The following is an 18323-nucleotide window of genomic DNA, read 5'->3' on the forward strand; positions in this document are numbered from 1 at the left end:
AAATGCGTTTTATATCATTTAAAGGAGATGAATTATGGCTCGAGATTTATTACCCGATCTTATTTCTGATAGACCGTTTACACAGCTCGCAAACTTATGGCCGAATCTTTTTGCTGGTAATGTGCTATCCGACGATTTTTCTATAAAAGGTGTGCGTATCTATGAAGAGAATAATCAGCTTCATGTAGAAGTGCCTGTTCCAGGACTTAGTTTAGACGATATTGAGGTTAGCTTAAATAAAGGGGTTCTTTGGATAAAAGGAGAATTAAAAGAAGAAGAAAAAGACAAAAAAAGAAATTTTTATCGTTTTTCTAAAAGAAGCTATTCCTCCTCTATTCCATTGCCTGCTCAAATTGATGAAAAGCAAGAGCCACAAGCTGTTTACGAAGATGGAATTTTAAAAGTTTCTCTTCAATTAGCCAAACATGCTGAAACAAAAAAAATTAAGGTTAAGTCAGGGAATAAGAAAAAGTAAATCCACTTAGTCCAAGTTTAGATAAACCGAATTAATGCTGTTTAAAGCGATGATTCGGTTTTTTTATTTAATGTATTTTTTCCACTTTTATTAAGAATTTTGAGATAAAATATCGATAACTTCCTGGTCTTCTACCTGGTAAAATTCATCATAATAAGCTCCTACGGCTCCCAAAAATTGCCCATCTGGGGGGATTTCAATGGCCACAAATTCATCAACCATACTGGTCAACAATTGTGCGGTGCTTTTTGGGCTTACAGGGACGGCTGCGATAATTTTTTTTGGTTGATTGGATTTTAATTCCTTAATCCCTGCTTGCATGGTGAGACCTGTTGCAATGCCATCATCCACAATAATGGCAATTTTATCTTTTGCGGATTTTTTTGGGATGTTCTTCAAATACAGGGCACGTCTTCTTTTCATTTCAAGTACTTGTCGTTCTTTTTCTTTTTCGAACCATTTTTTATCGACAAATCGAAGTTCATCAGATGCTTCGACGATTAGTCCATGTTCGGAGATCGCTGCAATTGCATATTCTTCTTGATAAGGATGACCTATTTTGTGAGCAAAAATTAAATCGAGGGAAGCATGTAAAAATTTAGCGATTTCTTCAGCTATGACAACCCCTCCACGTGGCAGGGCATAAACAATGACATCTTTGTCTTTATATTTTTCTAAAAGTTCTGCAAGCTGTCTCCCCGCATCGTGCCGATCTTTAAAGTGATTCATATGTATACCTAAATGTTTATTTGGCTTTTATTGGCATATCAGTCATCATTTTTGGTTTCCAAATGGTTCTAAGAGAGTTCAAAATAGCTAAGACATCAATAACTTCCTGACTGATTGCTCCTGCGACAGGAGGTAAATAACCAAGGGCCGCGATGACCATTCCGATTAAAGAGAGAGCCATGCCTCCCACAGCACTTTGTAAGGCGACTGTACGCATACGATGGCTAATATGGAGAAATTCGTCGACTTTCTCGAGTGTATTGTCCATGATCACTGCCCCTGCAGCCTCGGCAGTTACATCGCTATTCTGTCCAAAAGCAATCCCAACAGTAGCCACGGCTAATGCCGGAGCGTCATTTATTCCATCACCTAAGTAAACTGTTTTAGCGAGTTTGGTTTCTTCTAAAACAATTTCCACTTTTTCTTCAGGGCTTTTATTTGCATAGACTTCATTAATTCCAACAGCTTCAGCTAAATACTTGACCTCTTCTTCTCGATCTCCTGAAATAATGAGCGTTTTTTTAAATCCATGCTTAGGAAATAAATGCTGAACAAATGATTTACTATCTGTTCTTGGAGCATCCCTAAACTGAAAATGAGCAGCTAGTTGGTGGTCGATAATAATGATACACTCGAGACCGCTGCTGTAGGGGAGCTGCTCTCTTTCTTTTTCGAGACCTAATTGATCAAGGTATTTTCGGCTTGTAATCATCACCTCATGTCCATTGACAATTCCTTGAAGCCCTTTTCCTTTAGGTTCACTAATGTGTTCAGCATCTATGAGTTGGATTTTTTTTTGTGTGGCTTTTTCTAAAATTGCACTTGCTAAGGGATGTTTGGAATATCTTTCTAAGCAAGCCGAAAATTTTAAAACATCTTGAGCGTTATTATTGTTATAGAGAGTTTCTTCAGTTAAAGTGGGCTTTCCATAAGTTAATGTGCCTGTCTTATCAAAAATCATTGTTTTACATTGATCAATTTGTTCTAAAACAACCGGATCTTTAACGAGGATACCTCGTTTAGCGCTTAAAGAGATCGATCCGATAATCGCCACTGGAATTGCAATAAGCAGCGGGCAGGGGGTCGCAATCACAAGCACAGCTAAAAAACGTATGGGATCTCCACTCATAAACCATGCTGCAAACGCAATTAAAAGGGCTATGGGCGTATACCAGGCACCCAGCTGATCTGCTAATCGGCGGATTCGCGGCCGTTTTTGTTCGGATTCAGACATAACCTGCATAATTTTAGCATAGCGGGAATCTCCGGCCAATTTTTCAGCTTTTATGGTTAAAGAAGCATCTCCATTAATCGATCCCGATATCACTGTCGATCCAGGTGCTTTCGAAATTAAAAAGGGCTCACCTGTTAAGTAGGATTCGTCCATAACACCATTACCTTCAATCACACTGCCATCGACAGGACAAATCTCATGAGGAAAAATCAAAAGCGTATCGTTAATGTTAATTTTTTCCACGGGGAGATCTGTGAAAGAGCCGTCATTTTTGAGATGTGCAATGGTAGGGGCTCTGTTAGCTAAAACTTGAAGGGTTTTAGATGCTGTTCGAATTGCATAGTTTTCAAGAGTTTCTCCGCCTGAAAGCATGAGCACTACTAAGGCACCTGCTAAATATTCTCCAAGAAGAACAGCCGTAATAATGGATATGCCGGCAAGTAAATCGGAGCCAAAATTAAATTCAAGCAACTTGGATAAAAGACCTAAGACTAGAATCGTGCCACCAATTGCGAGCGTGATGTACAAGGGGTAAAGAGCAAAAGGAGAAAGGGTAGGAATGAGAAAGCGAAAGATTAGATGTAAGAAGATACAAACAAGGGCCAGAATGGCGATATAACCTTCGGTGCCAAGCAAATTTTTGTTATCTTTTCTAGAACTTTGCATATGCTCAGAATTCATAGATTATTTAAGCCTTTTCGTAGAAATTTTTTTTTTGCGAATTCAACAGTTGCGATATAGAGAGCCACAATTAGAGTTATAAAAAGATAGAATTTCATGGAGAGTTCGGTGAAACCCAAATAATTGGCAAAAGGCATTATGGGAAGGAAAAGAGTCATAATGGCGACTGACGTCACTGCGATTAACAAATATTTACCTGGAAGGCTTGCAAAAAATGGTTTAAACGTTCGAATGACAAGAACGACTAATGTGGCCGAAACGACCGATTCAATAAACCAAGCCGTTCTAAATTCTTCTACAGAGGCTTTAAGCCATAGAAGAACGCCAAAAGTTGCATAATCAAAAATAGAACTAATAAGTCCAAATATGATCATAAATTTGCGAATAAACCCAATATTCCAGCGCAACGGTTTTTCGATCATTTCTTTATCTACATTATCGGAAGCTATCGTGATTTCGGGAAAATCTGTCATCAAATTTGTGAGGAGGACTTGCTTGGGTAATAAAGGAAGAAAGCTAAGGAAAAGAGAGGCTCCCGCCATGCTGAACATATTGCCGAAGTTTGCACTACTTGCCATGAATACGTATTTAAGTGTATTAGAAAATGTCATTCTTCCCGCTTTTACACCTTCCTCAAGGACCGACAAGTTTTTTTCCATCAGAACAATATCTGCGACTTCTTTGGCCGCATCAGCAGCACTATCAACAGAAATGCTGACATCCGCAGCGTGAAGGGCGGTCACATCATTGATTCCATCCCCTAAGAATCCCACGACGTGCCCTGTTTTTCTTAAAGCGAGTATGATACGTTCTTTTTGGTTGGGTTCGATTTCGGCAAAAATGGATTTTCGATTCACTTGGTTTAATAAGGCCTGATCGCTCATTTGATGCAGTTGTGGTCCTGTTAAAACTTTTTCTTCAGGGATATTTAGAAGCTTTGCGACATGTAATGCGACGAGTCGGTTGTCCCCTGTAATGATTTTTAATGAAATACCAAGTTTCTTCAAATTATCGACAGATGTTGCAATATCTTCTTTGATTGGATCCCAAAATAATAAAAAGCCTAAGAAGATCATTTGAGACTCACATTCAGCTGTTAAAATTGAAATATCGTTTTCCTTACGATATGCCAGCCCTAAGACACGAAATCCACTTTTGCTGTATGTGATGTATTGCTTCTTCAAATCATTAGTCCATGCACGTATCTCCTCAATCGCATCGGGTGATGTTTCAACATGTGTGCAAATACTGAGAATTTGTTGGAAAGCCCCTTTTGTGACGATGAAGCGTGAGTTTTCATTTTCGGCCAAAATACTGATACGCTTTCGAATAAAATCGTAAGGAACTTCATCTAACTTTTTCCACGCATGAATATCTTGTGAAGTGCCATGCATAAGAGCCTGGTCAATGGGGTTTGTATATCCAGTTTGAAAGAAAGCATTTAGGTAAGCATACAAAGCAACTTTGGAATTTTCTACGCCTTTGAAATCACAAGCTTTATTGAGTTTGACTTCTCCCGTCGTCAGAGTTCCCGTTTTATCGGCACATAGAATGTCCATACTTCCAAAATTTTCAATCGACACAAGTTTTTTGACAATGACATTGCTTTTAGCCATTCGAATTGCCCCATGAGCCAGATTGATTGTAATAATTGCGGGCAATAATTGGGGCGTTAGTCCAACTGAGAGAGACAGAGCAAATAACAAGGATTCGACTAAAGGTCTTGCTAGGTATACATTAAATGCAAAGATAATGATTAAAAGGACAAATGTTACTTCCATTAAAAAGTAACCAAAACGACGCACTCCATGTTCAAATTCTGTTTCAGGAGGGATTAAGGAAAGTCGTTCAGAAATTTTGCCAAATTCCGTATTTTTTCCTGTTACGATGACAGCCACTTTAGCTGTTCCACTGATCACATGGGTTCCCATAAAAAGAATGTTGGTTCGTTTAGAAATGGGTGCACTTTGCGGAGTGACTTTTGCAAATTTTTCTGCATAAAACGTTTCCCCTGTTAATGTGGCTTCATCTACATACAAATCTTTAGCTTCAAGCACATAGCTGTCAGCAGGAATGATGTCGCCTGCATGCAGTTCTACAATATCTCCGGGAACGACTTCTTCGATGGGAATTTCTTTTTTTTGTGCACTTCTGATAACAGCGGCTTTAATCTGGACGATCTTCAGCAACTGTTCCATTGCTTTTACAGCACTTCTTTCTTGGTAAAAGCTTAATAAGGTACTTATCGCGATGATGCCAAAAATAATTAAGGCATCCGTTCTGTCATAAAGCAGCAAAGATAGACCGGCTGCAAAAAGAAGCATGTAAATTAAAGGTGTATTAAACTGTGCAAACAGCAGTTGTAATGTGCCTTTACTTTTTTTGACTTTAAGAACGTTGTCACCATAGATTCTCAAGCGTTTTTTTGCTTCAGCATCAGACAACCCATTCTCTAGATTTGTTTCAATCCCTTTTAAAATTTCTTGGATTGAAAGAGACCAAAATGATTGGGAGGTATCTAACATACATCTAACATGAAAATCTTTTTAAACCTCAAGAAGGTGTTTTTCGATAGATTCGGTGTCACAAGAAGTGAGGCATTTTGTCGATTCTGAGACAATCGTTTTTTGAATTTCTGGGGTGAGGTGTTGACGGAGTAAACCTAGAAAAGATGGTTCAGCAAATATATAGAGTCGGCTGAATTCTTCTTTTTGTTTTGCAAGGGATAAGTATTTAGCGACTTCAGTCGCAAATTTCATGGCTTCCAATTGCTTTGGATCTGTTTCTTGTTGGTAGGCATGTCGAGTGACTCCTCCGCTTTGAAAATTGCGCCCAGGTTTTGTCGAGATCAAATCCTGATTGCGTGCTCCACTTTCAGGGTGTTCTAAATAATCGATTTCTTTTATTTTAGGAAATTTTACAAGGCGAAAAATTTTTGCTTGGCATTTATCAGCAACGACAACCCATGTGGTGGAATGATTTGTTGGCATACAAGTCTCCTTTGCAAAATAAAAACTTATCTATTTGCTAATTAAAGATAAAAGAAAATCTTTTTATAAATTCATATATCTTTTATATGAGTGTTCTCTAAGTAAGAAGTCAAATGTTTTTTTCTTGGATGAAGTGCTTAAAAAAATTAAAACTACCGATGTTTTAAATGATGCATTAAGCTGGAATCATTTGAATAAAAATTGAGATTTTCATCATGGAAAAAAAAGTAGAGGCGTATCTTTACGCGCATATTCCGATTACTCAGGCCATGGGAATAAAGGTGGAGTTGGCAACCCCGCAAAAAGTCATCTTGTTTGCTCCTCTTGCCAACAACATTAATCATAAAAAAACCGTTTTTGGGGGCAGCCTGCATGCAGTGGCGACCTTGGCATGTTGGAGTTTGCTGTATATCCATTTACATAATGAGCCTTTTCAAATTGTCATTACGAAAAGCGAAGTCTCGTACGATGCCCCTGTCAGCGAAGATTTTAGAGCAGAATGTGAATTTCCTAAAAAAGAGGAATGGGATCGTTTTATTAAAATCCTGAAAATAAGAGGGAAGGGGAGGATACGCCTATTTGCTAAAATATACCAGAAAGGGAAGCTTTGCGTAGACTATCACGCAACTTTTGCGGTTATTTGAGTGGCATGATATTTTGCATCACTTCAAGAAAGTGATCTGTTTGGTAGCAGGCATAGTCAGCAAAGGGGCTATCAAGATCATCTTCACGAAGTTTACGATGTATGACTATCAGGCCCGCCTTATGTGCCGCCTCTACACCTTTTGGATCGTCTTCAATGGCGACGCATTGCTTAGCATGAATCGGCTCTTCCAGGACTTTTGCCATTTTTGTTAATCCGACTAGGTAGGGAGTCGGATCAGGTTTACGACCTTCATAATCTTCTTTAAAGAGAATGAATTGCATAAGGGCTGCTATCCCTCTGCGTTGTAATACAGGCTCTGCGGAATCACGCCGCGCATTTGTAATAATTGCTTGCGGAATTTCCAGATCTTGGAACAAGGCTAAAAGCTGAGAAACTCCGGGTCGCATTTCAAGAGTTTGAATCGCCTGTTGAAATTCAGCATCTATCTCGTACAGGTAATTTTCTTGAGAAATTGGTAAGCCAAGCTCTTGATGCATCCAATCCCAATTTTGCACGCCATTGTTCTCATAAACGCGTTGGCGGTAACTCTCAGGAAGATGAATGCCATGACGTCTTAAGACTGTGTGATGCTTATTCCAATGAGCTTCTGCGGTTTCTAGAATAGTATTGTCGTAATCCCAAAACACAGCTTGAATTTTCATGTTTCCCTAAAGTCTCATTGATTAAATCGTTTATATTAGCAAAAAAGAATCAAAATCTCCACATTTTCAAAAGATGCTTGGTTTAATTTCTCTAACAGAGGAAAATGGATGTAAAGGATTTAGATGGAGTAACAAAATGGGAAAATATCTCATTAAACCAGCGACGTTAACAGGAGAGATAGGAATACCACCATCCAAGTCACATACCTTGCGTGCCATTCTTTTTGCGACCTTAGCTAAAGGAAAAAGTGTCGTTCACCACTATCTGGCCTCTCCCGATACATACGCAATGATAGAAGCTTGTCGGCATTTAGGGGCAAAAATTGAGGTTTTTCCCACATGTATTGAAATAAGGGGAACGGGCGGAAAAATTGCATACGCAGAGAATGTGATTGATGCCGGTAATTCGGGCATTGTCTTACGTTTTTGCACAGCCATTGGAGCTTTGGGATCCCTCCCCATTGTGATAACGGGAGATCACTCCATTCGACATCAAAGGCCTATGCAACCTCTTTTGGAAGGCCTTTCGCAATTAGGTGTTTCACAGTCATCCATGCGAGGAGATGGTTTTGCTCCTGTGATTATCCAGGGACCCATTAAATCAGGCAAAACAGTTATAAATGGTGAAGATTCTCAACCGGTTTCTGCTTTGTTAATTGCCGCAGCCTTTGCTGAGGGCTCCATTGAAATAGTTGTCAAAAATCCCGGAGAAACACCTTGGATTAACCTTACGCTTAATTGGTTAGATCGACTTGGGATCCCTTACGAAAACCACAACTTTACCCATTATCGTTTGTTTGGCAACGCGTGCTATGAAGGCTTTGATTATACTGTTCCTGGAGATTTCAGTTCTGCGGCCTTTCCTATTGCTGCAGCCTTAGTGACAGACTCCGAGCTTGTTGTAAGAAATATCGACATGCATGATGTGCAGGGCGACAAAGAACTGCTCTCTGTTTTTCAAAGAATGGGAGCCAAGCTTCACTTTGATGAAACCCAAAACATCTTGCTCGTCAAGAGAGGGGGAAAACTTTCAGGGATTTCTGTCGACATTAACAATTTTATTGATTCCATCACGATATTAAGTGTCTTGGCTTGTTTTGCAGATGGTGAAACACACATCCGTAATGCAGCTATAGCAAGGCGGAAAGAATGTAACCGTATTACAAGCATTGCGACAGAATTGCGAAAAATGGGTGCTGATGTTTCTGAATTGGAAGATGGCTTAATTGTGAGAAAATCTATTTTAAATGGTGCACAATTGCATTCTTACCAAGATCACCGTATGGTGATGTCTCTTACCGTTGCAGCCTTGGGAGCTCGAGGTGAGACACTTTTGACTTCAACAGAGTGTGTTTCTAAAACATTTCCCACTTTTGTACGCGACTTTAATCGTTTAGGTGCCAATATTCAGGAGTGCACATGAACATTGTTTTATGCGGCTTGCCTATGAGCGGAAAAACAACGGTGGGGAAGAGATTGTCAATCCAATTAAATTGGACGTTCATTGATACAGATGAAATGATCGAATGTGCTTATGAAAAGGAATTTGGGGAAAAGCTGTCCTGTCGACAAATTTACCGAAAAGAAGGGGAATCTTTTTTTAGGAAATTAGAGAATGAACAGGTGTTAACATTAGAAAATACGCATCAAAGCGTGATCGCAACGGGTGGCGGAACCTTTCATGTGCAAAAGAATGTTCAAATTTTGCAAGACAATGGCATTCTATTTTATCTCATGCTATCACCAGAAGAGGCTTGGAAGAGAACCGCTGTAAAAGGGATTCCTGCTTTTTTAGAGAAATCGTATCCTGAGCAGGCATTTTATGCAATCGCCGAAAAACGACTTCCTCTGTATGCAGCTTCCTCTCATGTCACAATAGAAGCGCATTGCCTGACGGTAGAAGAAATTACAGCTGCCATTTTAAATCACGAGGAGATCAAGCATGGCCAGTAACACCTTTGGAAATATCTTTAGAATGACAACATGGGGAGAATCCCACGGCAAAGCAATTGGCGTGGTGGTTGATGGATGTCCTGCTGGCTTAGATATACATGAAAGTGACATTCAGACTGCTTTGGCTTTACGTGCTCCAGGTCGCAACCTCTATACATCTCCTCGTGTTGAAAATGATAAAGCTCAGATTCTTTCAGGCATATTTGAAGGCAAGACAACAGGTGCTCCCATTAGCATTCTCATTTCGAATCATGATGCCGATTCGAGCAAATATGAGTCCATTAAAGATTTGCTTAGACCCGGGCATGCAAATTATACTTATTTAGAAAAATATGGAATTTTTGATTATAGAGGCGGCGGCAGGGCTTCTGCACGAGAAACTGCTTGTCGCGTGGCTGCAGGAGCTATAGCCAAAAAACTTTTGCAAATACAAGGAATTCAAATAATTGCCTATATCAAGCAAATTGGCCTCATACAGGCAAATGTTGACGTGCGTCAAATTGAAGAGATGCGAAACCTCATGGAGCAAAATCCCCTTTTTTGTCCGGACCTAAACAGTGTTCCTGCGATGATTGATTTAATCGAAAAAGCGATTAATGAAAAAGACTCTCTTGGCGGAGTGGTTGAATTTGCTGCTTTGTCAATTCCTGTTGGATTAGGAGATCCCATTTATCAAAAATTAGAGGCACATTTAGCCTATGCTATGATGAGTATACCGGCTTCCAAAGGTTTTGAAATAGGAGAAGGATTTCAATCTGTATCGATGCCTGGATCTGTGCACAACGATCGTTTTGAAAACATCTCGGGGAAAATTCAAACGGAAACAAACCATGCAGGCGGCATTTTAGGAGGAATTTCAAATGGAATGCCCATAGTCGGAAGGGTCGCCTTCAAACCGACATCAAGCATTATGCAGCCTCAAAAAACTGTCACAATGCAAGGAGAGATGGCTGCATTTCAGTTGCCTGAGGGGTCTCGCCATGATCCCTGTGTCGCCATTCGCGCTGTCCCTGTAGTAGAGGCCATGCTTGCTATTGTCCTTGCGGATGCCATGCTTTTAAATCGATGTGTTAAATTATGAGCTTGCCATTAACTTGCTCTATTCCTGGTACAGTCATTCAATATAAAATTGAAATTCACAACCATATTTTAGGCCATTTACCTCATTTTTTGAACCCATTTGGTTATACATTTGCAATTATCGCAGATGATATGACAGGTGCTTTATATGGAGAAAATGTTAAAAAAGCGCTTTTAAATCAAGGTTTAGAAGTCTATTTGTTTACATTTCCTCATGGAGAAGAAAATAAAACGCGGGTAACCAAAGAATATATAGAAAATCAACTCCTAGAAAAAAACTTAGGTCGTGATACTTGTATCTTAGCATTAGGTGGAGGTGTTGTGACAGATTTAGCTGGCTATATTGCGGCTACATACTGCCGAGGTGTTCCTCTGGTCATGTTGCCAACCACTCTATTAGGAATGGTAGATGCCAGCATTGGGGGAAAAACGGGTATTAATGTTCCTCAAGGGAAAAATTTACTTGGATGTATTTACCAACCTAAGCTTGTATTGATGGACTTATCGACATTGAGCACATTGCCCTCAAATGAGATTAGAAATGGGATTGTGGAGATGATTAAGCATGGAGCTATTGCAGACGCCTCTTATTTTAATTTTTTAGAAAACCATTCGGATCAAATATTAGCCTTAGAGCCCTCGTTATTGCGAAAAGCTATCTACGATAGTTGTTTAATCAAGAAAAGTATTGTGGAGCAAGATGAAAAAGAAAATGGGAAAAGGCATTTGCTCAATTTTGGGCATACCATTGGGCATGCTTTAGAGCATTTAACGCATTACGAAATATCCCATGGGGAGGCAGTTGCTATAGGAATACTTGTAGAAAGCTATTTGGCTGTCCTCAATGGGTATCTTAAGCAAGCGTCTTTTGACAAAATTTGGCAAATTTTGAAACAATATGCGCTTCCTTTGCAACTCCCAATCCCTTTTTCTGCTGAAACACTATATGATGCGATGATTTTAGATAAAAAATCGTTAAACGGGAAACCCCGTTTTGTGATGTTACAAGAAATCGGGAGCCCTTTTAAAGAGGCTTGCATTTCCGTGGAAGATGAAACCCTAAGAAAAGCTGTAGAATGGATGAATCATGATTTGTGTCGTCATTAAAGGGCCGACGTACTTAGAAGCACGCCAGCAGATTGAAAGGGCTTTGCCATACGCCGATCTTGTTGAATTACGTTTAGACCTTTTTGTAAATGTGGATGAAACCTCTTTGCTGGAATTAAAATCGATTTTTTCTATTCCGATGATTTTTACTTTGAGAAGTCAGGCCCAGGGGGGGAACTTCAATCAATCGGAAGAAAGCCGCGTTGAGCACATTTATCGTCTCGCAGCATTAAAGCCGTTCTATCTAGATTTGGAAAGCCATATGCCTGAAGATGTGGTGAGAGATATTTCTTCTTTACATCCAGAAATCCAGTTAATCCTTTCCTATCACAATTTGCAAGAGACTCCCGAAAATTTCGATCATTTGTACACAGACATGCAAAAAATCCCAGCTCATTTTTATAAAATTGCTGTGACGGCTAAAAGCTCTGTGGATACGATGCGCTTGCTGGTTTGGTCTAAAAATCAGAATGCAAAACTGATTCCGATTAGCATGGGACCTAATGGACAAATCGGTCGGATCTTAGGCCCTATTGTTAACCATCCTTTTACATTTGCATCTCTTGATGAAGATCCCAAAAATCCTCTAGGACAGTTATCCGCAAAGTTATTGATTGAGCAGTACCGCTACCGCACATTGACATCCCAAACCGCCATTTATGGATTGATCGGAGATCCAGTTAATTTAAGTATTAGCGATGAAACACACAACGCTGTGTTGGCAGCGTGTGGGATGGATGCTGTTTATGTAAAAATTCCTGTTAAAAGTACCGAGTTATCCCCATTCCTCGAATTAGCCAAAGCATTGCCCATTCGTGGACTTAGTGTCACAATGCCTCTAAAAAAATCCATCATGTCCTTTATCGATCACCTCGATGTGAAGGCAGAAAAAATCGGGGCTGTCAATACCCTGCAATTTAAAGAGGATCAAATCTATGGTTTTAATACGGATGGCATGGGTGCTATGGAAGCTTTGGAGACCAAATGTGGAATTCAAGGGAAACATGTCGTCATCATTGGAGCGGGAGGTGCTGCTCGAGCAATTGCCTATGAAGCAGTGCAGAAAAAGGCTTTGGTTACAGTTATTAATCGATCTCCAGAAAAAGCCTACGAAATCGCCCATGCATTTGGTTGCCAGGGAAAAGGATTACATGAGATGCCAGCTTGCGCACAGGTGGGATACGATATTTTAATTAACTGCACGTCTGTGCCCATGCCTATTGCTTTTGAAGATATTCTTCCACATGTTTTTGTCATGGACATTAAAACAAAGCCTAAAGTATCATTGTTCCTTGAAAATGCCTTAAAAAAAGGCTGTCAGGTAATTTTTGGTTATCAGATGTTCATAGCCCAGGCGCTAGGACAATTTAAATTATGGTTTAAACGAATGGATCGGAATAAATCCCAAAAAATTTTAGAGGAGAAGGTCATGACGAGTTTAAGCTCGATCAAAACCGAACGATTAATCTTGCGTCCTTGGCGAGAGAGTGATCTAGAGCCATTTGCTAAGCTCAACGCAGATCCGCGAGTCCTTGAGTATTTCCCAGCAACGCTCACACGGGAAGAAAGTGATGCATTAGCTCAAAGAATTATCTCAAAAATGGATGAACAAGGATGGGGATTATGGGCGGTTTCACTCCCTGGCGTTTCCGATTTTATTGGATTTATTGGACTATCAAAAGTTCTTTTTGAGGCCAGTTTTACTCCTGCTGTTGAAATTGGATGGAGGCTCGCCTACGATTTTTGGGGAAAAGGCTATGCTCCAGAGGGGGCGTTGGCTGCTTTGCAATATGGATTCGAAACACTACATCTTGATAAGATTGTTTCATTCACAACTGTTCAAAATGAACGTTCAAAAAAGGTGATGGAAAAAATTGGAATGAAACATCATCCAGAGGATGACTTTGATCACCCTCGATTGTCCTTGGAACATCCCTTATCTCGGCATGTCCTCTACAGTGTGCGTGCGCAAGATTTTTTTAGCTTGAACCCCAAAAAAGCATAATTTCTAAAAGATAAAGCCCAATGACAAGGCATGTGCCGAGGATCGTATAGAGTCGACGATTTCGGCCTTCAGGCGATAGCCACCAGCCGAGTAGTCCAATTGCAAGAGGCATTAAAGGAAAGGCAATCAGTGATACGCTAATCATGTTGCCGATGAATGTGGCTAATGAAAGGTTTAGGCCTGCGGTGAATGGGGATAAGAATTTAATCTCCAACATCACAATAGGAAAGAGCACAAGCAACACAATCATGGTCTGTTTCCACACAGCTGGGATTTCACTGACTTTTGCGATGGAAGCAAACCAGCCGGCAAAAGGGGAGATGACGCGATGGATTTCAAGCGATGAGATAAAGGGGGCCGATTCATTTAACAGCGTCTTTCTTTCAGAAGAATTCAACCACTGGTCTAAGTTTTCCATCGTGTCAAATTGCAATAAAGTGATCCAATGCTTTCCTCGATTTCCCTCAGGAGATTGAATATAAACGCCTCGAAAGCCAGCAAACTTCGCTTCGGCTTGATGAATCTTTGCTGTCCATTTTCGGTAATCCTCAACCCGATCAGAGCTTACTTCCGTGATAATGATCTCTGTTACCCCTTCAAAGCTAGCCGCATCCACCTGAATCTCTTCAATTTTGCCATCTGGAGCTAGACTGCTGAGTTCTTTTAATAGTTCCTGATAAGGATTTGAATGCTTCCATTTGGATGCGCTCGCTTGATCAGAAAATCTTTGCACAATTTGCCAATGCTTTTCCTTTTTAGTAGGGGCTAAAAATTCAAGGCTAATAAATCCTGAGAAATTGACAATTTGGGAATTGAAATGTGCTTGCCAATCCGTAAATGCCGATTCCGAAAGAGAGGGAATTTCTGTTAGAATGCTGAGAATGATGGGATTCTCGCTATATTGAGGCATACGATCTCTCCAAGACCATTGCTATTTCTTGAGCCGCTTGCTCCCCGGCATAGATGGCACCTTCTAAACACCCACTCCAGTCTTTTGCCAGCTCAGAAGAAGCCCATAAAATGCGATTGACTCTTGGTAAAGCGGAATCTTCCAAAATTTCATGAGGAGCATTTGGAGATAAGTAACTAGCTTGTCCACAGGAGATAAAGGGATCATTTGTCCAATCATGTTCCTTATATTGAAGGGGAGTTAAAGCCTCTTTTCCAAAAACATGAGCCCATGTCTGCAAAACGGCATTTTTTCTTTCTTCTTGATCTTTGGACATCCATTTTGATGCTGCTGAAGCGGTTAGCATTCCTGATAAAACGCCTAAAGAAGAGTTTAAAGGGCTATTGTCATTCGTTAACATCGGAATATCAGTTAAGGAGATTCCGTTACCAGACCAACCTTGTTGACGCCAAAATGGTTTTTCATAGACAGCTTGTATTTTCAGCGTTTGTCCCACTACTTGAAACGCATCAAATATCTGAGCGTATCGCGGAGGGAGAGGCGGATCAAACGCAAGTGTTTTAACGCGATTAGGTGGAATGCAAACCACAACTGCTTGAGCATGAAATTGCTGATCAGCCGTTTGGACCTGTACCCCTTCTTGATTTTGTATAATTGTTTTGACAGCTTGCCGATAATGAATGCGCTCTCCGAGAGATTCGGAAAGACAATGTGCAAGAGCTTGTGATCCTCCTTCGATTCGACTGGCCTGAGCGCCTCCCAATGTCCATGTTGGTAGCCCATAATTTCTTTTAAATAACCAAAGCATTTGAAGTAATGACACCTCTTCAGGTTCGACTGAAAAGCCTTGGTTGATCATGAAACGAAACAACTGCTTGGCATCTGGAGATTGCAAGCTTTGATTGAGCCATTCTTGGAAGGTAATTGAATTCCAATGTTGAGCAGAGGATGACCTGACATGTCTTGTCATTTTTTCAAGCAGATTTAATGCAGCATTAAATTCATCAGGGATATGAAAGGAATCAAGTGGTAAAAAATTGTGGCGATCATTTTTTAAAAAATGTTGCCCTTCGTTGTCTGTCTCGTACGTTTGAATCCTAAATTCATTTAAAAGAGCATGAATTTTTTTTTGCCCCTTACAAATGTATTGTCCGCCCATTTCTACAGGATGTGAATCAGTTAGGCTATAATCTAATGCACGTCCACCGGGTCTGTGTGATGCTTCTAGTAAAAGAACATTCCAATGTTTTTGAGCGAGTGCATAAGCACAGGTTAAGCCGGCATAACCGGCTCCAATGACGATGACATCCATTTTAATAAAACGCCTTGTTAGGCATTTCAGCAAACTCTTTCCAAACTTCAACAGCTTGTGGACGCATGATTTCGGTAAAGGAGATTTTTCTTTCGGAGGGTTCTTTGCGGATTTCTTCTAAAATATCCACATCTGCAAAGTTTCCATATTTTAAGGCGTCGTGGGTTGTTGCTGCGTAATAAATGTGATCAATGTGTGCCCAATAGGCTGCAGACAAACACATCGGACAACACTCCGCACTTGTATAAAGATCACATCCTTCTAAATGAGGCTTTCCTAACTTTTTACAAGCTTCTCGAATGGCATGCATTTCCGCGTGCCATGTGGGATCGTTGTGCTTAAGCACCTGGTTATAACCCTCGGCAATGATTTTGCCATCTTTGACAATTACGGCACCAAAAACCCCTCCCGTTTTTTCTTCGATTGAAGCCTTTCTGCTTAGTGCGATCGCACGTTTCATAAATTCTTCATGGTTTTTTTTATTCATTTAATCTCCAGAAATAAAGATTCTGCTAAAGAAGCTATTCCTCTTTTCGTAATGTTAGTAGGAGTTGAATAGCTATGGTTAATATTGAATCGTTGTGTACAAAATTTTGAGGAAAGTTGTCAACTTATATGTTTGTCTGAAAACACTTTTAATCAAACCCTCGCTTTTTTATGCTAGGGGGAAGGAAATAACAAGGTTTTGATTTGATGCATACAATTCAGTCCACAATTTCACAAATTGTGACTTCAATTAAACCATTTGACCAACAAGAAAAAGAGCATATTGCATTTACTCAAAACTGGATTGCTTCTGGATCTCAGCTTTTTCGTTTATTCAAACCCGCAAATCCAGCCATCCATTTAGTTTCTTATTTTGTGGTATTCGACCAGAACAGTCAGAAAATTTTGATGGTCGATCATAAAAAATCAGAATTGTGGCTACCACCCGGTGGACATGTTGAACGCAATGAACATCCTAAAGAAACAGTGAAACGAGAAATCATTGAGGAATTAGGAATCGAAGCCCATTTTTTTTTCGATGACCCCTTTTTTTTAACGGTGACGGATACGGTTGGTTGTGTCCAATTGCATACAGATGTTTCTCTTTGGTATGTTGTCAAAGGAAACAGCAATGAGTCACTTCAATACGATAAAGATGAGTTTCATCAAATCTGTTGGTATGATTGGGATCAGATTCCTTACGAACGTTCAGATGTGCATATGCGAAGATTCAGAGATAAGTTGATGCACCATCTAGCAAATAAAATCTGACTCCTCTCTATAAAAAAACTTTTCATTTTTTTCGTGCAACTTTGAGGCAAATTGGGGTATAGCTAATCCTTTAAACAAAACAAATGATATAGCCATGCGACGCCATTTTTTATTCCTTGTTCTGCTTTCTTTTTGCCTTTTTTCCTGCGATTCTAAGGTCGAAAATACTCCTGTCAATCCGGTTGATGTGACAGATTATGTTGTGGAATCTAAAACATTGCCAGTTGTGTATGACTATATTGGCTTCGCACAAAGCTCACACCCCGTAGAAATCAGAGCGCGTGTAGAAGGCTATTTGGATAAAATTGCTTATCAAGAAGGTCAGCTCGTACATGAAGGAGATCTTCTTTTTCAACTTGATCCTAAGCAATATCAAGCGCGTGTAGAGCAATCAAAAGGGGATGTGGCGAAGCAAGAGGCTCTATTAGAAAATGCCAAGTTAACTGTGCAACGCTTAGAACCTTTATATAAGCAAGAAGCTGCGAGCAAAAAAGACTTAGATAATGCCATTGCCAATAAACTTTCGATCGAAGCTGCCTTACAAACGGCTAAAGCATCACTTTTAGATAATGAGATTAACTTAGGTTACACCACCATCACGTCTCCCATTACTGGTTATGCGGATCGATCCAACTATCGAGAAGGTGCTTTAGTGACTCCTGGTGTCAATAATCTTTTGACAACAGTGTCTGTTTTAGATCCTATTTGGGTGTATTTTAGTGTGTCTGATTACGATATCCTACGCATTAGACAAATGCAGAGTAAGCAGACCATTACTGTTCCTCAGTTCGAAATAATGACTCTTCCTAAAAATAATGATTACCAAGTGGAAGGCATTCTCAGTGATGGATCTGTGTATCCACAAGTTGGGAGACTTGATTTTGGTTCCCCAACTTACGATCAAAGTACTGGAACCCTTCTTGTCAGAGCTGTATTCCCTAATCCGCTGGGAGAAATTCGTCCAGGCGAATTTATGCGCATTAAACTACATGGCATTGAACGTCCAAATGCGATTTTTGTCCCAAGGCGAGCCTTGTTGCAGAAAAAAGAAGGGATGTTTGTTTATCTGATTGATAAGCACGGGAATGCAGCTGCTCAAGACGTATCTGTAGGAGATTGGTATGGAGATTACCAAATCATTACTAATGGTTTAGAGGTAGGGGATAAAGTAATCGTGGATGGAACAAATAAAGTATTTCCCGGAGTGCCTGTGCATGTGAAAGGGGCTTGGACTCCTTCTAAATCTTCTTCAACGACTCCCTCTGCTAAGGAATAATGCACG

17 protein-coding genes are annotated in these 18323 nt (G+C 40.1%); 9 read left to right on the plus strand and 8 right to left on the minus strand.

Annotated elements, in window-relative coordinates:
* Nucleotides 1-34 precede the first annotated feature (34 nt).
* Nucleotides 35-475, plus strand: a complete 441-nt coding sequence (locus AB7E63_RS00535; protein WP_006342045.1) for an Hsp20/alpha crystallin family protein — start codon at nucleotides 35-37, stop codon at nucleotides 473-475.
* A gap of 90 nt (nucleotides 476-565) precedes the next feature.
* On the opposite strand, the gene AB7E63_RS00540 is transcribed toward AB7E63_RS00535, so the two are convergent.
* Genes AB7E63_RS00540 through AB7E63_RS00555 form a run of 4 tightly spaced genes read right to left on the minus strand, consistent with a single transcriptional unit; the run spans nucleotide 566 to nucleotide 6109 of the window.
* Nucleotides 566-1204: a phosphoribosyltransferase gene (locus tag AB7E63_RS00540; RefSeq protein WP_006342044.1), complete on the minus strand. Its 639-nt coding sequence runs from the start codon at nucleotides 1202-1204 to the stop codon at nucleotides 566-568.
* A 16-nt stretch (nucleotides 1205-1220) separates the two neighbouring features.
* The gene (locus tag AB7E63_RS00545) at nucleotides 1221-3104 is read right to left on the minus strand and encodes a heavy metal translocating P-type ATPase (RefSeq protein WP_428418413.1); all 1884 of its coding nucleotides are present in this window, start codon (nucleotides 3102-3104) and stop codon (nucleotides 1221-1223) included.
* An 11-nt stretch (nucleotides 3105-3115) separates the two neighbouring features.
* Nucleotides 3116-5644 carry a magnesium-translocating P-type ATPase gene (gene mgtA, locus AB7E63_RS00550; protein WP_006342042.1) on the minus strand — a complete coding sequence of 843 codons (2529 nt, stop codon included), beginning with the start codon at nucleotides 5642-5644 and terminating at the stop codon, nucleotides 3116-3118.
* Between the two features lie 21 nt (nucleotides 5645-5665).
* Nucleotides 5666-6109 (minus strand): host attachment protein, encoded by a 444-nt coding sequence (locus AB7E63_RS00555; protein WP_006342041.1) that lies wholly within the window; start codon nucleotides 6107-6109, stop codon nucleotides 5666-5668.
* 215 nt (nucleotides 6110-6324) lie between these two features.
* On the opposite strand from AB7E63_RS00555, the gene AB7E63_RS00560 reads away from it, so the two are divergent.
* Nucleotides 6325-6753, plus strand: coding sequence for a YiiD C-terminal domain-containing protein (locus tag AB7E63_RS00560; RefSeq protein WP_006342039.1), 429 nt, complete (start codon nucleotides 6325-6327; stop codon nucleotides 6751-6753).
* Here AB7E63_RS00560 and AB7E63_RS00565 read toward each other — a convergent pair.
* Entirely contained in the window at nucleotides 6746-7417 is a 672-nt protein-coding gene (locus AB7E63_RS00565) for an HAD family hydrolase (protein WP_006342038.1), read from the minus strand. The two genes, AB7E63_RS00560 and AB7E63_RS00565, sit on opposite strands and share 8 nt — an antisense overlap.
* 136 nt (nucleotides 7418-7553) lie before the next feature.
* Here AB7E63_RS00565 and aroA point away from each other — a divergent pair, with 136 nt between their 5' ends.
* From aroA to aroE, 5 genes are read left to right on the plus strand one after another with little or no spacing between them, the layout of a single operon-like run.
* Nucleotides 7554-8840 (plus strand): 3-phosphoshikimate 1-carboxyvinyltransferase, encoded by a 1287-nt coding sequence (aroA, locus tag AB7E63_RS00570; protein WP_013925358.1) that lies wholly within the window; start codon nucleotides 7554-7556, stop codon nucleotides 8838-8840.
* Entirely contained in the window at nucleotides 8837-9370 is a 534-nt protein-coding gene (locus AB7E63_RS00575; RefSeq protein WP_036746439.1) for a shikimate kinase, read from the plus strand. Before aroA ends, AB7E63_RS00575 begins: the two co-directional genes overlap by 4 nt.
* Nucleotides 9360-10451, plus strand: a complete 1092-nt coding sequence (aroC, locus tag AB7E63_RS00580) for a chorismate synthase (RefSeq protein ID WP_036746437.1) — start codon at nucleotides 9360-9362, stop codon at nucleotides 10449-10451. Before AB7E63_RS00575 ends, aroC begins: the two co-directional genes overlap by 11 nt.
* Nucleotides 10448-11557 (plus strand): 3-dehydroquinate synthase, encoded by a 1110-nt coding sequence (gene aroB, locus AB7E63_RS00585; RefSeq protein WP_006342034.1) that lies wholly within the window; start codon nucleotides 10448-10450, stop codon nucleotides 11555-11557. Before aroC ends, aroB begins: the two co-directional genes overlap by 4 nt.
* Nucleotides 11538-13562: a shikimate dehydrogenase gene (gene aroE, locus AB7E63_RS00590; protein ID WP_006342033.1), complete on the plus strand. Its 2025-nt coding sequence runs from the start codon at nucleotides 11538-11540 to the stop codon at nucleotides 13560-13562. The genes aroB and aroE overlap by 20 nt, the downstream gene beginning before the upstream one ends.
* Here aroE and AB7E63_RS00595 read toward each other — a convergent pair.
* From AB7E63_RS00595 to AB7E63_RS00605, 3 genes are read right to left on the minus strand one after another with little or no spacing between them, the layout of a single operon-like run.
* Nucleotides 13537-14472, minus strand: a complete 936-nt coding sequence (locus tag AB7E63_RS00595; RefSeq protein ID WP_006342032.1) for an antibiotic biosynthesis monooxygenase — start codon at nucleotides 14470-14472, stop codon at nucleotides 13537-13539. The genes aroE and AB7E63_RS00595 overlap by 26 nt on opposite strands.
* Nucleotides 14459-15784 (minus strand): flavin monoamine oxidase family protein, encoded by a 1326-nt coding sequence (locus tag AB7E63_RS00600; protein WP_006342031.1) that lies wholly within the window; start codon nucleotides 15782-15784, stop codon nucleotides 14459-14461. The genes AB7E63_RS00595 and AB7E63_RS00600 overlap by 14 nt, the downstream gene beginning before the upstream one ends.
* Before the next feature lies 1 nt (nucleotide 15785).
* Nucleotides 15786-16271: a nucleoside deaminase gene (locus AB7E63_RS00605; protein WP_006342030.1), complete on the minus strand. Its 486-nt coding sequence runs from the start codon at nucleotides 16269-16271 to the stop codon at nucleotides 15786-15788.
* 206 nt (nucleotides 16272-16477) lie between these two features.
* Here AB7E63_RS00605 and AB7E63_RS00610 point away from each other — a divergent pair, with 206 nt between their 5' ends.
* Nucleotides 16478-17041, plus strand: a complete 564-nt coding sequence (locus AB7E63_RS00610; protein ID WP_006342029.1) for an NUDIX hydrolase — start codon at nucleotides 16478-16480, stop codon at nucleotides 17039-17041.
* Between the two features lie 94 nt (nucleotides 17042-17135).
* Nucleotides 17136-18317 (plus strand): efflux RND transporter periplasmic adaptor subunit, encoded by a 1182-nt coding sequence (locus AB7E63_RS00615; RefSeq protein ID WP_006342027.1) that lies wholly within the window; start codon nucleotides 17136-17138, stop codon nucleotides 18315-18317.
* The last annotated feature ends 6 nt before the right edge of the window (nucleotides 18318-18323 follow it).

The sequence above is a fragment of the Parachlamydia sp. genome (genome assembly GCF_050255895.1).
Classification (GTDB): domain Bacteria; phylum Chlamydiota; class Chlamydiia; order Chlamydiales; family Parachlamydiaceae; genus Parachlamydia; species Parachlamydia acanthamoebae.